Below are 13,271 nucleotides of genomic sequence, written 5' to 3'. Positions count from 1 at the left end.
GTTGAGGCCTTCCAGGCGGCGCCGGAGGCGCTGGCTCTGGGCGGGGATGAGTTGCGTGTGCGTGCGGGTCTGCGGGCGCTGGGCGTGGAGCTGTGAGCGCGGTGCGCGGGGTTCCCCCGCTGCTGGAGGGGTGGAGCACTGCGCGGCCGTCTGACTGGCTGGACTGGCTGTGGGAGTACGAGGACCTGGCCCCCGCGCCGGCTGTGCGTCGGGAGCGGTTGGGCGGGCCGGCCTGCGTGACCGTGGACCCGCAGGTGTTCTACCCGCAGCCGTGGGAGACGACCTCGGGCGAGGCCGCGCCCTCGTCGGCGGAGCGGGCGGCGCTCGCGGTTTGCGAGAAGTGCCCTGTTTTGGCCTGGTGCCTGGGCGAGGACCTGACCGCCGCCTCCACCCCCTCGAAGATCCTTGGGGTACGGGCGGGGATGCGGCAGGCGGACCGGCGGGCGTTGCACGCGCGGCTGTTCGGCAAGCGGCCGAAGAACAGGTCGCAACGGTGAGCGCGTCCACGGTCGGCGCCGCGAAGGCGCGGAAGAAGCGGAAGAGCAAGGGCGACGGCGAGGGCCCGGAGCAGGGCGTCGCTGTGGTGGCGCCGCCGGTGGAGGCCGTGGTGAAGCCGGTCGAGCCGGCGGTGGTGAGCGGGTGGGAGGCCCGGCAGGCGGTCCGCCAGGCGCAGTGGGAGGCCTTCAACGGGCCGAACCCGGTGGCGGAGGCGGCCCGGACGCGGCAGCGGGAGGAGGCCGAGGCGCGACGGCGCGCGGAGGCTGCGGAGGTCGAGGCGCGCAAGCAGGCCGAGGCCGAGGCTGTCGAGGTGGAGGAGGAGCTGGCCGCCGGCGACGACGTCGAGACCGAGGGCGAGGCGGCATCGGGGTGGCGGCGGTGGTGGTCGCTGAAGCCGGACCAGACCGACCAGACCACCCCGGCCGCAGACGGTGCGGAGGGTGGTGCGGCTCCGGCGGTACCCGCCGCCCCCGTTGAGACCCCGCCGGTGCTGCTGCCGGGTGGGGTGCGCAGGATCGCTGCCTCGCGCTGGGGTTGGCTGGCCTATCACGGCAGTGCCGCCGCGGTTGGGCACGGTGCCTTATGGGGTCTGACCGGCAACCGCCTCGGCGGTGCGATGTTGTTGGACTCCGCGATCGTGTCGGTCGTTCCGGTCACCACGGCTGCGGTCGCGTGCTGCGCCGGGTGGGCGGGCTGGCAGCTCGGCCGGTGGCTGCGCCCGTACCTGCCGTTCGGCCGTTGGGCCGCTCCGGTCGGGCTGTTCGCCGGGCTGGGCTGGGGCCAGGGCGCCACGGGTCTGGTGGCGGACGTGTTCGCGTGGGCCGCTCCGTGGCCCGTGCTCGCCGCCCCCGCCGTCATCGCCGCCCTGGCCGGCGCCGGCTGCTGGGCGTTCCTGGACCGCCAAGCCCACGCCCGCGACTGGGCCCCGCCACTGCGCTGGGCCGCCCACATCCCCCTTGCCACGGTCGCCCTGTCGGCGGCCCTCCACGCCCCCGGAGCCCTGCTGTGAGCGCCCTGACCCAGACCCAGACCATCGCCACCGACGTCGTCCTGGCGGCCGAGGGAGGCGGTTCCATCCTCGGCTCGGTCGGGGTGTCCGGCCTCGCCTTCGCGATGGGATTCCTCCTGTTCAGCGGCCTGCGAGGCAGCGACCGCATCAAGCTGGACCGCGACAAGGCCGGCGTCCTCGGCATCGTGTTCAGCACCCTGGCAGCCTCCGCCTCCGGGATGTGGGGCAGCGTCGCCTCCGGCGCGGCCGAGGTCCCCCGCGGCCTGATGGAGGGCCTGTCCTTCGGGTCGTTCGGGCTCGGCGCGGTGGCGCTCGGGACATCCTTGATGATCTTCATCCCGAAGTGGAAGAACCTCTGGGCGCCGGCGGTTCTCGGCCTGGGCGCCGGCTGGACGTTCGCCGGCGCCGGGGGGATCTGGGCGCTGGCCACGACGCTGATCACGACCATGGCGACGAAGCTGGGCGGCATGTGATGGCCGCTCAGCGCATGGCCGGCCTGCGTGGGACAGCCGGTGAGGTGCGAGCCGTCGGCGCCAGCATCGGCCCGGTGTGGGTCGCGCTGACCCGAGGGTCCTGGCGGCTGCTGGGCCTGGGGTGCCGGTGCCTGGGGGACCTCGCGGCCGGTGTCTGGCGGGCGGTGTCCCTGGACCCGACCCGGGAGGCCGCGGCCCGCACCAAGGCCGTCAAGGCCGCCGAGGCCCGGCAACGCAAGCGCGCGGCCGCCGCGAAGAAGGCCGCGAAGAAGGTCGCAGCGACCGAGCTGGACGAGGACCCGGACGACGAGGACGAGGACCCGGACGAGGACGAGGCCGCGCCGATCGTCTTGTCCGCGCGGGCGGAGGCGGCGATCCGTACGGCGTCAGCCCGACCCCTGTGGGAGGCCCTGGCCCTGTTGGGGCTCGGAGGCGCGGTCGCGGCCGTCGGCGGGGCCGTCCTGGTCCGCGTCGCGGCCGGCCCCGCCACCGCGTGGGTCGGCCCGGTCTGGGACTCCTGGTCCGGTCTGATCACCACCGGCGCCCTGACGGCCTGGACCACCGGCGCTCTGGCGGTCGGCCCCTCTCTCGCCGAGGCCGAGGCGATTCTTGCGGCCCGCCGTACCGCACGGGCCGCGAAGCGGCACCACCAGGTCGAGGAGCCCACCGGGGCCGACTTCGAGCAGGGATCGGAATGGGAAGAGGAGCAGGACGTCGACGGAGACGTCGAGCAGGACATCGAGGAGCCGCGTCCGTCGGTGGATCGCGGGACGGCGCTGCTGCTGCACGTGCTGCGGGCGTTGTCGGACGCGGAGGCGGCCCGGCGCGCCGGGGTCCACCTGGACGCGGTGCTGGCCTCCGCGACCGACGCCGGACTCGTCCCGGCCGGGACGGATGTGGGTGAGCTGCGCCGGTGGCTGGAGGGCGCAGGCCTGCCCACCAAGGAGATCGGGATGCGAATCCAGGGCAGGCCGACGACCCGCGTGGGGGTGCGGGTGGACGCCGCGACCGCGGTCCTCGGCATGGCCCCCCGGGCCCTGCTGAAGGCCCGCTCCGAGGCCACCGCCCGGACCCCGGGGGAGGCCCCCGCAGCGGCCGGTGCGACCCCCACTCGGGTGCCCACTCAGCCGGTCGGGGAGACCCCCGCCACGGTGGCTCCCAGCACCCCCGCCGAGGCCTTCGAACCGGCCGTCCTGCGGCTGACTCCCGGGGGTCTGCCGAACCCCGTCCAGACCCTCTCCCCGACCCCGTCCAAGACCGTTTCCCAGGGGGCCGTCAGGCGAGCCTATCGGCCCTGTGACCTGCGGGTCTAGCGCACACCTGACGGTCCCTGACAGGGCCCCTGACGCCCCTCCCTGACACCCCAGACACCGGCCCCGAGGAGGGGCCAGGAGCACCAAAACAAGACACCCCGAGACGGCCGGCTTTCTTGGCAGTAGGGCGGCCGCCCCGGGGCACACCATCCCGTTTTCACGGAACAGGAGTCCCCATCATGGCACTTCGCAAGACGATGCCGATGGCCCCCGGCACGAAGCCGGACCCCAGGCACGAGACGACCTACCAGGCGTCGCGCGGCGGGCACCACCTGACGCCGGCGAAGCTGGTTCCCGGAGCCAAGAAGGACAACGGCTGATGGCCCGCCACACGGCGCCGGTGTGCCACGGCCGACCGATGAAGCACGACGCCAGGTCCCGGCAGTACGTGTGCCGCACCTGCGGTGGCTGGACCACCCGCCTGCTGGCCCTCGCCGTCGGGAGCCGGCGGTGAGGCGGCTGTGGGGCGTCCTTGCCCACCTGTGGCAGTGCTCGCGCTGCGGCACCTGGAACGAGGAACAGACCGTGAACGGCCTGTGCCGGGACTGCCGGTGACGGCGCCGGCCCTTCCGGAGAGGCCCACCGCGCACGAGCGGGACGGGCGCACCGAGCCGCAGCCGCCGCCGGCCCGCCCCCACCCGCAATCCGGCGACTGACCACCACCCTGCGCACCGCGGAAGGCACCCCGGGAGGTTCGGGGCAGCGCCACCGCACAACATCCAGCGACATTCGGGCGGGTTCCGGCCCGCCCGGGTTCCGAACCGGCACAGGAGAGAAATTGACCAGCACCATCGAGTCGACCACCGGCCCGAGCCCGGCCGGCACCGTGCCCACTCCGGTCACCCAACACCCCACGTCGGCCGCCCCGACCGCCGCTCCGCCCACCAACGAGTCCGCTCCGCCCATCGAGTCGAGCGTTCCGCCCACCGTTTCGGCGGCTCCGGTCGCGCCTCGCGCATGGTCCGCCAGCGCGCTGCGCGGCCTGATCATCGCCGCCGGAAACTGCGCCGCGGTCGTCGCCGGAATCGGCTTCGTCGGCTCCTACGACGCCCTGCGCGGGCTCGCGGCACGACGGGGATTCGGAGACTTCGCGTACGTCTTCCCGATCGGCATCGACGCCGGGATCGTCGCCATGTACGCCCTGGACCTGATCCTGGTGTGGCGGCGGATGCCCAAGCCCCTCCTTCGCCTGCTGGCCCACGGCCTGACCCTGGCGACAGTCGCGTTCAACGCCTACTCCGGTGACAAGCCGCCGCTGGACGACCCCCTGGGCGCAGCGATGCACGCGGTCATGCCCGTCCTGTTCGTGGCCGTGGTCGAGGCCGTACGCCACCTGATCATCAAGACCAACCGTCTGAAGCTGACGGCCGAGACCGGACGCGTACCGCTTCACCGATGGCTGCTCGCCCCCGTCGCGACCTGGAAACTCTGGCGACGCATGAAGCTGTGGGAGATCACCTCCTACACGCAGATGGTCACCATGGAGAAGGAGCGCACCGTCTACCGCGCGTGGCTCCAGCACAAGCACGGCCGCGGCTGGAAGAAGAAGGCCGGAGCCACAGCCCTCCTCCCCTTCACCCTGGCGCCCTACGGCCTGACGGTAAACCAGGCGCTCGCACTGCCCGAGGAGAAGAAGGCCGCCGAGGCCAAACGCGCCGCCGACGAGCAAGCCAGGGCCGCAGCCGCGGCAGCACACGAGGAGCAACGGAAACTCGACGCCGAGGAACGAACGGCGGCGGCACAAGTGCGACGCATGGAGATCGCCGCCACGGTGACCACAGCCGAACACCGGATCACGGCCGAGACCACCGTGGCCGAGGCGGAGGCCCGCGCCGCCGAAGCAGTCTCCACCGTCGAGGCCGAGACCGCCGCGCACACCGCCAAGCTGACGGCGGAGGCCAACCGCCGAACGGCGGAACGCGACGCCGCCTCGGCGGAACGCGCCGCCGAACGCGAAGAATCAGCGGAACGCACGGCTGCCGAGGCGGAAGCGCTGGCCCGAGAGACGAGCGCCCGCCGGCAGGCCGCGGAAAACCACAAGGCCACCGCGAAAGCCGCAGAGGACGCCCAGACGCACGAGCGGAAGGCGGCCGACCAACGCCTCGCGACCGCGGAGGCCGAACGACGAACGGCGGAGGCCAGCCTCGCGACGGCGACGGCCACCGAGGCGACGGCGGAGGCCGAACGACGCACGGCGGAACACCGAGCCGCCACGCATCGCGCCGAGCTGGCCGCCCTGGAGGCCGAGGACCACGCGAAACTCCCGGCGCGCGAGCGGGCAGAGCGCAAGGCCGCACGCATGATCCTCACGACATGGGCCGCTCTGCCCACCGAGGCACGCCCGGACCGGACGGACGCGAAGTCCCTGAAGGCGCTGGTGTCCCTGGACGACGTGGGCACGGCGCTGAACGTCTCGCGCACCGTCGCCGGCGAACGGCGCGAAGCCGCGGCCGACCTGATCGCAGCCGGATACCCCGGCTGACCCGACGAAAGGAACGGATGATGCCGACGTTCGGAAAGGTCAACGGCTGCACCGCCCCGGCGGTGTGGCTGGTGGAGGGCTACAGCGGTGACGGCCACGACGAGAACGACATGAGCCTGGACCGCACCGTGTACGCCTGTGAGGCGCACCGGGTGACAGCCGAGGTGAGGTGGCTGCGAGGCCTCGCCCCGCACACCCTCCCGACCCGGGGGCGGTCCTCGTTCCACTGGTGCGGCCAGTTCACCGACTACGACCCGGCCGGCGGGTGACCGGACAGCACAACGCAGAGCGGGGCCCGCGGTGCTGGAATCGCCGCGGGCCCCGCCCGCTTCCACCGTAGTCCGTCCTGTACGCCAGACGAGATCGCCAGAGCTCCCCAGTGTGGGGCTCCAGGCGATCGATCGGGTCCACTCCGGTCCGAACACGACCGCCCCACCCGCACAGCGCCGGTCCGGGCGATCACCGTGGCCGGGTGAGGTTCCCGCTCTCCCTTGGGGCGCCTGGTGTCCGGAAATCCGGACACGCTCCTCCGGAAGCGAGCACGGGCAGTTCGTTCCGGCTTCCTCGGCCGCGCCCCTACCTGACCGCTTGGTCCGCGGAGGCCGCACCGCGACTGCGGCTCGGACCTGAAACCGGAATCGACCCCAACGCTGCGCCTGCGGATCGGATGGCACGCCCCCACCGTACGCGGTGCACGGGGCCGCCGTTGCTTGCCCCCGAGGCGACGGTCAGATCAGGCGCAGCAGGGCGGCCGTCGCAGCGATCATGGTTTCCGCCTCTTCCCGGGTGTAGATGAACGTCTTGGTGAGGGCGTCCTTGTGCAGGGCGCTGCTGGCCTGCCTCTCCAGGGCCTTGGCGGTAGCGGCCCAGCGCTCCTCCTTCGTGAGCTGGTCGGGCGACTTCTTGGAGGAGGGCTGGGGCCAACCGCTGTTCTCACGGATGTACTCCAGGGCCCGGCGGACATCGAGGAGCGCGCCGTCGATGTCGGCACTGCGAAGTCGGCTCTGGGCGGTAAGCAGGTACTGCACGGCCTCGCGGCGAGGATCGTCGGTTGCAGGGAAGGGCACGGACATTTCGACGGCGAGGGAGGGGCCCAAGGCTTCGAGCTGCTGCCTCCAGCGGCTCTCGGCGACAGTGAGGTAGAGCCGAATGTCCGAACATCCCGGGTAGAGGCCGGCGGCGGCCTGCGGGAGCACCGCGCGAACGGCGATCTCCAGACGCAGGTCACCGGAGCGGTTCTCCTCCAGGGCTCGCAGCTGAGGGTTCGTCAACGTGTAGGTGAACCGGTGGTAGGTGCGCTGGTCGGGACGGAAGGCGAGGGTGGTGTTCGAGCCGGCCAGGGCGATGGGCATGCCGTTGGCGTGCGGGGCCTGGAGGCTGGTCTCCAGCATCAGCACGCGACCCGCTTCCGGCGCCTTCGGCACATGGATATCCAGGGCGAGCTGGAGCGTGTGGGTGCCGAGGGCCTTGAGGAGAAGCAGGCTGTCGTCCCGCGGGCTGACGGCAATCGAGCCGATCGGCTCGTCGAAGAGCAGGTTGTCCATCACGGCAGTGGCCTTCCTATGTGCGTAGTGCCGATTCTCGGCCCTGAACACGAAGCCCTGCGCCCGGTTTCCCAGCCTGGGCCTGCCTGGGGCAGTCCGGCCGTGGGCGGCGCCGAGTCGGGGCCTTCGGAGCAACGGCGTAGATCGTGCGCTAAGCCCTCGTCGCTCCAGGCAGGTGGTTGGATGGGTGTTGATCGCGGGGCGGGTCTGGAGCCGTTCCACGGATAGCAGACCGGATGTCTGTGGGATGGCTTCAGGCAGGTTGCCGTCGTGGTTTCGCTAGCCGTCCAACAGGACCGACTTCGCCTCGGAGCATGGCTGGTGCAGTGCTCCTTCATCCATGGAGTCTTGAGCCCAGGGCAGGCATCACCCACAGCCGGACCGTGCGGTCGTAGCTGGCGGTGTGCGAGGAGGGTGCCGTCGGGGGAGAAACACACCGCAGTGACCCCGCGGGTGTGGCCGGTGAGGGGTTCACCGACGGGTCGGCGGGTGATCGGGTCCCACAGCTGCACCGTGCGGTCTTCGCTGGCGGTGGCGAGGAGGGTGCCGTCGGGGGAGAACTCCATTGCTGTTACCGGGTTCGTGTGGCCGGTGAGGGGTTCGCCGACGGGGCGATGGGTGGTGGGGTCCCACAGTCGCACCGTGCGGTCCTGGCCGGTGGTGGCGAGGAGGGCGCCGTCGGGGGAGAATGCCACCGCCATGATCGTCATGGTGTGGCCGGTGAGGGGTTCGCCGACGGGCCGGCGGGTGGCAGGGTCCCACAACCGCACCGTCAAGTCTTCGCCGGCGGTGGCCAGGAGCGTTCCGTCGGGGGAGAACGTCACCGCTGCGACCCCGCCGGTGTGGCCGGTGAGGGGTTCGCCGACGGGCCGGCGGGTGGCAGGGTCCCACAACCGCACCGTGCGGTCCTGGCCGGTGATGGCTAGGAGCGTTCCGTCGGGGGAGAACGTCACCGCTGCGACCCCGCCGGTGTGGCCGGTGATGAGTTGGCCGATGGTTCGGCGGGTGTCAGGGTCCCACAGACGCACGGTGTGATCCCGGCCGGTGGTGGCGAGGAGGGTGCCGCCGGGGGAGAACGTCACCGCTGCGGCCGTGCCGGTGTGGCCGGTGAGGGGTTCGCCGACGGGCCGGCGGGTGGTGGGGTCCCACAGTCGAACCGTTGCACCTTCGCCGGTGGTGGCGAGGAGGGTGCTGTCGGGGGAGAACGCCACCCCATAGACCGCTCCCGTTGTTGTGATTGCGGGTAAAGCGATGGGTAGCCCCTCCTGAAGCAAGTGGGCCAATGCCCGTATTCCCAGGGCATTTTGTGGCCCAACCGGGTCGACCTGCTTCCACAGTTGGACCGCTCTGTCGCCGCCGGTGGTGGCGAGGAGGGTGCCGTCAGGGGAGAACGCCACCGCCACGACCATGCCGGTGTGGCCGGTGAGGGGTTCGCCGACGGGTCGGCGGGTGGCAGGGTCCCACAACCGCACCGTTGCGTCTTCGCTGGCGGTGGCCAGGATGTTGCCGTCGGGGGAGAACCCCACAGCCCGGATCCTGCCGGTGTGGCCGGTGAGGGGTTCGCCGAGGGGGTGGTGGGTGGTGGGGTCCCACAGCCGAACCGTGCCGTCCTGGCCCGCGGTGGCGAGGAGGGTGCCGTCCGGGGAGAACCCCACCGCCATGACCGGACCCGTGTGGCCGGTGAGGGGTTCGCCGAGGGGGTGGTGGGTGGTGGGGTCCCACAACCGAACCGTGTGGTCCTGGCCCGCGGTGGCGAGGAGGGTGCCGTCGGGGGAGAACCCCACTCCCCAGATTGCGCCGGTATGGCCGGCGAGGGGTTGACCGAGGGGTTGGTGGGTGCTGGGGTCCAACAGCCGAACCGTGCCGTCGTCGCCGGAGGTAGCTAGGACGGTCCCGCCCGGGGAGAACCCCATACCCATAACCGGGCCGGTGTGGCCGGTGAGAGGCCCACCAAGAGGCCGGTGGGTGGTGGGGTCCCACAGCCGGACCGTGCCGTCGTAGCAGCCGGTGGCAAGTACGGTGCCTTCAGGGGAGAACCGCAGCACCCAAACCGAGCTGGTGTGGCCTACGAGGGGTGGGAGCTTGACGAACCATTGGCGCGGCCGAGTCGCCTTGGCGGGTGGGGCTGGTTGTGCCGTGGCCTGTTCGGAGACGGCACGGGGTGGCGCAGGCGCGGCTTCGCCGGCTTGGACCGTCGGAGGGATGTCGGGCGCTGTCGGTCGGGCGCGTTGGCGAGGGGGCCGGGCCTTGGTGATGGCTTCCCAGCGGTCGTGCCAGGGGTCGAGCGCGGGGTCGCCGTAGGTGGGCGGGGCGCAGTCCTGGCCGGCCCGGTCCCAGGATAGGAGGGTGCGTACGAGCAGCAGCAGTTTGTCCCGGCCGGCGTAGCCGCCGTTGAACATGCCGCTGAGCGCGGAGGGCGGCAGGGCGGCCTTCTCGTCGGCGAACAGTGTCCGGGCCCGCTTGTGGATGTCGCGCAGGGACGGATTGCCCGCGCGGACCTTCAACGCGATCAGTTCGGCAACCTGTTCGCGAAGCAGTTCCTCGTAGCTGCCCGTGGCACCCGGCTTCGTCATCCTCACCCCTGTGCTGTGTCGGTGACAGGCCAGGCTAGGGCGGGCTGGGCGTTCCGCGCTGAACTTCTCGAAACATTCCTGAACGCCTTGGAACGCATCCGAACGCCGGTCCGTGTTCCGCTGAACACCGCGGCCGTTCAACGAGCACAGCGACGTGATCAGAATTCTCCGGGATCGTTCCGTTTGGCCAGGTCACAGGCTTGGACGCTGGAGATTGGAGGCATGACCACACCTGAAACCCCGCCGTTCCTGTCCCTGCACACGACCGTCGTCCTTCTGATCGCCTTTGTCATTGGCACTGTCCTGGGCCTCCTGACCGCCCTGGGCGGCGCTCCCGTTGCCCTGGGCATCGTCACCGGCATCACCAGCGCCGGCGCCGCCATCCCCGCCCTGCGCAGCCTCATCAAGTAGCTGTGCCGTATACGGGCCGGTACGAGCGGAACCGCGCAAACGCCCGGTTCCGCTCGTACCGCAACCCGGCCGGCGCTGCGGGCAGGGAAGGGCCTTACCCGAACCCGACGCCGGTGTCGATGCTGATCGCGAACGGCGCCTGCAACCGAACCTCCGTACCGAAGGCATGCGGGCCGTCGACGCGCCCGCATCCGCTGGACGAGGAGCAGCGGCGGTGGGCGGGGGCTTTCGCGGGGGACCCGACCTGTTGGACAAAGCGGGCACCAGCCGTTGTCAACGGGCAGTACCGCACATGTGCGCTGCGCGCCGCCGGCGTCACCCGTGTTCCTGTCGAGGGGTGGTCCCTGCCCACCGGTCAACCCCCGCGTCCTCGATCGACGCGCACGTCCACGCCCGGCGGAGTGCGTTCGTGCCTACTGGCGTCGTCATCTCGGCGACACCTACGGCCCGAGCCGGGCCACCTTCGCACCGCTGCTGGCTCGCTTTCCCGGCCCGTGTGCTCTGCTGCCTCGTTCCTGAAGGGGAGGAGGGGGGTGGGGCGCTGTTCGAGGGGTTGGTCGGGGGGAGGTGGTGCGCCGGGTGGCGGGGGAGGGGCGTGGGGTGGCGTTGGGCACGGTGCTAACCGGTGGGGCCTGGCTTCTTCCTTTGGCATATGCCTTTGGGTGTGCCGGAAGGTGCCACATTCGGTGACATTCGCCGCGCGGGGCGATGGTTTACCGCACTATCGGATCAGCGTGGAGCGGTCGCGATCGATCGCGATCGAATTTGTGCTCGGATATGTGTTATCGGAGTGAACGGCCCGTGACATGGCCGCCCTGGGCGTCAACGCCCGTAGGCACCCGATTGCGTGGCGTGACGACCTCAGGCCCGCGTAGTGTTCCCGCACACCGGGTCAAATCCCGGGAAAGACCAGGACCCTGGCGGGCCGTCAAACCAAGCCAGGGTCCGGGTTCGAACTCCACGACACGGCTCCCACGCCGACACGAGAAGGACCTGAGGTGACTTTTCATGCCGTCTGACCGTAATCGCCGCCCGCGTACCAAATGGTCGCCAGCGTTAGGTGCCGAAAGTATCATGCCGCCCTCCACCAGCGGCGAAACCCTTCGGGCCGATGACTTGACGGTCACGATGCGCGCCGGCGCGTTCATCGCCGTCACCGTGCTGCCCATCATCTGCATCCAGGGCCTGCCGGAGCACCCCCAGACGCTAGCCGTGGCCACGGCTCTGCTGGCCGCCGCACACGGCGGCCACGTCGTCTACCGGCGCGTTCGCGGCAGTCGAACCTGAGTTCCAGCACGCACGGTGACCGTGGCGGCGCCGCCCCCGAGCGGGCGGCGCCGCCCCGCCCCGCCGCCTTCATCGCCCTTCGCGCCGGGCACGGCGGGCATCGACGACCGGTCCTGCCCCCCTCGCCCCGGCACGCCCCCTGTTTTTGAAAGGCACTTCAGCATGACCGCAGCGCCGCGACCGCGGACCTGCCCGGCCTGCCGCCGCACCCCGAGTTCCGCCCGCCCCACCGCCTGCGTCCGCTGCGGGCCCACGCCCACCGCTTCGTCGTCGCCCGCGCCTGCGACGGCCGAGGCGGACGACGCGGTGGTCCACACGGCCGAGGTCATCAACCAGCGGGCCAGCGCCTACCTGGCCGCCGCGCACGGCTCGACCCCGGGCGTGGCCCTCCTGTCCCAGCTCAACGACTTCATGCCCCTGCTCCAGGACAGCGAGGCCGCCGTCATCCACCGCAGTCGCCTCCAGGGAGACTCCTGGCAGGTGCTCGCCGAACCGCTTGGGGTGAGTCCCGAACGGCTGCGCAAGCGCTGGAGGGCCGCCAGCCTGGAACGACGCCTCGAACGCCTGCGCTCCGCCCGCTCGCGCACCCTCGCGGCGACCCTGACCCCCGGCGCGCCCCCGAGCCAGACGCCTGCCCAACAACTCGCCGCCGCGTTGTCGTTCCTTCAACGCGGCACGGGGCGAACCCTGGCCCAGTGCGCTGCGGAGATGGAGATCTCCCCCTCCTACGTCTCGCGCGTCCTGTCCGGAGCACGCCGCCCCTCCTGGAACGTCGTCCTGCGTTTCGCCCAGGTCTGCGGTGGGCACGAACCCGAACTCCGGGACCTGTGGGAAGCGGCACAACGCCCACCCACGCCCGGCAACCCCGGCCGCGACCGCACCTCCAACGGACAGGCCGACGCACGGCAGAAACTCCACACCGCCCTGCGCGCCCTGTTCCTCGCGAGCGGCTGCCCCAGCCCCGAACACCTCCGCCACCGCACCGGAGACACCCTCACCGCCGAAGAGATCCACCAGGTCCTCACCGACGCGATCCTGCCCGACTGGCACCGCACCTCACGCCTGATCTTCGCCCTGCGCGGCCGGCCCGCCGAACTCCAGCCCCTCTGGCTCGCCGCCACCGCACCGCACCCCACTCCACCCCACCGCTAGCCGCGACCCACCCCACCCGACCACGGGGAACGACCATGCCCCACACCACGACCATCGCCATCACCACCGACACCACCCTCAACCTCGCCTACCAGGCCTTCCTGACCCTCCAACACCCCCACTACCACGCCTACGCCCACGCCCGCCTGGCACCCGCCCGCGCCGAAGAAGCCCTCCACGACACCTTCGACACCCTCGCCACCCACTGGACCGCCCTGGTCTGCGGAACCGACCTCACCGCCCGCGCCTGGGACGAACTCACCCACCAAGTCCAAACCCGCACCGGCCGCCACCGCCACCCCACCCGCAACACCCTCCAAGACGACCTCGAAATCCTCACCGAACTCGGCTACACCCCCACCCACTGCGCCGACATCACCGGCCGCGACCCCGCACACATCCACGCACTCAAAGCCGCACGACAACGCACCTGACCGTGACGGCGCTCCAGAAGGGCGCCGTGACGAGCAGCCGGAACAGCCCGACGGTGGACAACCCCGGCGACACAACCGGCCGGCCGTGGGGAGCG

General features: G+C 71.7%; 14 protein-coding genes. 12 read left to right on the top strand and 2 right to left on the bottom strand.

Annotation, left to right across the window (positions count from 1 at the left end):
* Positions 1-92: 92 nt before the first annotated feature.
* The 8 genes from AB0D01_RS21890 (at position 93) to AB0D01_RS21855 (ending at position 6,044) form a co-directional block, all read left to right on the top strand.
* Complete coding sequence (locus AB0D01_RS21890) at positions 93-497, top strand: WhiB family transcriptional regulator (protein ID WP_363057673.1); 405 nt, start codon at positions 93-95, stop codon at positions 495-497.
* Positions 494-1,507: a hypothetical protein gene (locus AB0D01_RS21885; RefSeq protein ID WP_363057671.1), complete on the top strand. Its 1,014-nt coding sequence runs from the start codon at positions 494-496 to the stop codon at positions 1,505-1,507. Before AB0D01_RS21890 ends, AB0D01_RS21885 begins: the two co-directional genes overlap by 4 nt.
* Positions 1,504-1,980 carry a hypothetical protein gene (locus AB0D01_RS21880; RefSeq protein WP_363057669.1) on the top strand — a complete coding sequence of 159 codons (477 nt, stop codon included), beginning with the start codon at positions 1,504-1,506 and terminating at the stop codon, positions 1,978-1,980. Before AB0D01_RS21885 ends, AB0D01_RS21880 begins: the two co-directional genes overlap by 4 nt.
* A 44-nt stretch (positions 1,981-2,024) precedes the next feature.
* A complete protein-coding gene (locus AB0D01_RS21875) occupies positions 2,025-3,293 on the top strand; it encodes a hypothetical protein (RefSeq protein WP_363057667.1) in 1,269 nt (422 codons plus the stop codon).
* Between the two features lie 179 nt (positions 3,294-3,472).
* Positions 3,473-3,613, top strand: coding sequence for a hypothetical protein (locus AB0D01_RS21870; protein ID WP_363057665.1), 141 nt, complete (start codon positions 3,473-3,475; stop codon positions 3,611-3,613).
* Positions 3,613-3,747, top strand: a complete 135-nt coding sequence (locus AB0D01_RS21865; protein ID WP_363057663.1) for a hypothetical protein — start codon at positions 3,613-3,615, stop codon at positions 3,745-3,747. Before AB0D01_RS21870 ends, AB0D01_RS21865 begins: the two co-directional genes overlap by 1 nt.
* A gap of 324 nt (positions 3,748-4,071) precedes the next feature.
* Positions 4,072-5,775, top strand: coding sequence for a DUF2637 domain-containing protein (locus AB0D01_RS21860; protein ID WP_363057661.1), 1,704 nt, complete (start codon positions 4,072-4,074; stop codon positions 5,773-5,775).
* A 20-nt stretch (positions 5,776-5,795) separates the two neighbouring features.
* The gene (locus tag AB0D01_RS21855) at positions 5,796-6,044 is read left to right on the top strand and encodes a hypothetical protein (protein WP_363057660.1); all 249 of its coding nucleotides are present in this window, start codon (positions 5,796-5,798) and stop codon (positions 6,042-6,044) included.
* A 459-nt stretch (positions 6,045-6,503) separates the two neighbouring features.
* On the opposite strand, the gene AB0D01_RS21850 is transcribed toward AB0D01_RS21855, so the two are convergent.
* Positions 6,504-7,322, bottom strand: a complete 819-nt coding sequence (locus AB0D01_RS21850; protein WP_363057658.1) for a hypothetical protein — start codon at positions 7,320-7,322, stop codon at positions 6,504-6,506.
* Positions 7,319-9,892: a WD40 repeat domain-containing protein gene (locus tag AB0D01_RS21845; protein ID WP_363057656.1), complete on the bottom strand. Its 2,574-nt coding sequence runs from the start codon at positions 9,890-9,892 to the stop codon at positions 7,319-7,321. Before AB0D01_RS21845 ends, AB0D01_RS21850 begins: the two co-directional genes overlap by 4 nt.
* Before the next feature lie 222 nt (positions 9,893-10,114).
* Between AB0D01_RS21845 and AB0D01_RS21840 the strand changes: the two genes are divergently transcribed.
* The 4 genes from AB0D01_RS21840 (at position 10,115) to AB0D01_RS21825 (ending at position 13,176) form a co-directional block, all read left to right on the top strand.
* Positions 10,115-10,303 carry a hypothetical protein gene (locus AB0D01_RS21840; RefSeq protein ID WP_363057654.1) on the top strand — a complete coding sequence of 63 codons (189 nt, stop codon included), beginning with the start codon at positions 10,115-10,117 and terminating at the stop codon, positions 10,301-10,303.
* Between the two features lie 1,074 nt (positions 10,304-11,377).
* Entirely contained in the window at positions 11,378-11,590 is a 213-nt protein-coding gene (locus tag AB0D01_RS21835; protein ID WP_363057652.1) for a hypothetical protein, read from the top strand.
* 162 nt (positions 11,591-11,752) lie between these two features.
* Positions 11,753-12,742, top strand: coding sequence for a helix-turn-helix domain-containing protein (locus AB0D01_RS21830; protein WP_363057650.1), 990 nt, complete (start codon positions 11,753-11,755; stop codon positions 12,740-12,742).
* Between the two features lie 35 nt (positions 12,743-12,777).
* The gene (locus AB0D01_RS21825) at positions 12,778-13,176 is read left to right on the top strand and encodes a hypothetical protein (protein ID WP_363057648.1); all 399 of its coding nucleotides are present in this window, start codon (positions 12,778-12,780) and stop codon (positions 13,174-13,176) included.
* Positions 13,177-13,271: the final 95 nt, after the last annotated feature.

It is taken from the genome of Streptomyces sp. NPDC048606 (assembly GCF_040650855.1).
Lineage (GTDB): Bacteria > Actinomycetota > Actinomycetes > Streptomycetales > Streptomycetaceae > Streptomyces.
The sequence above is the reverse complement of the archived record's forward strand: the minus strand, read 5'-3'. Positions and strand labels throughout refer to the sequence as shown.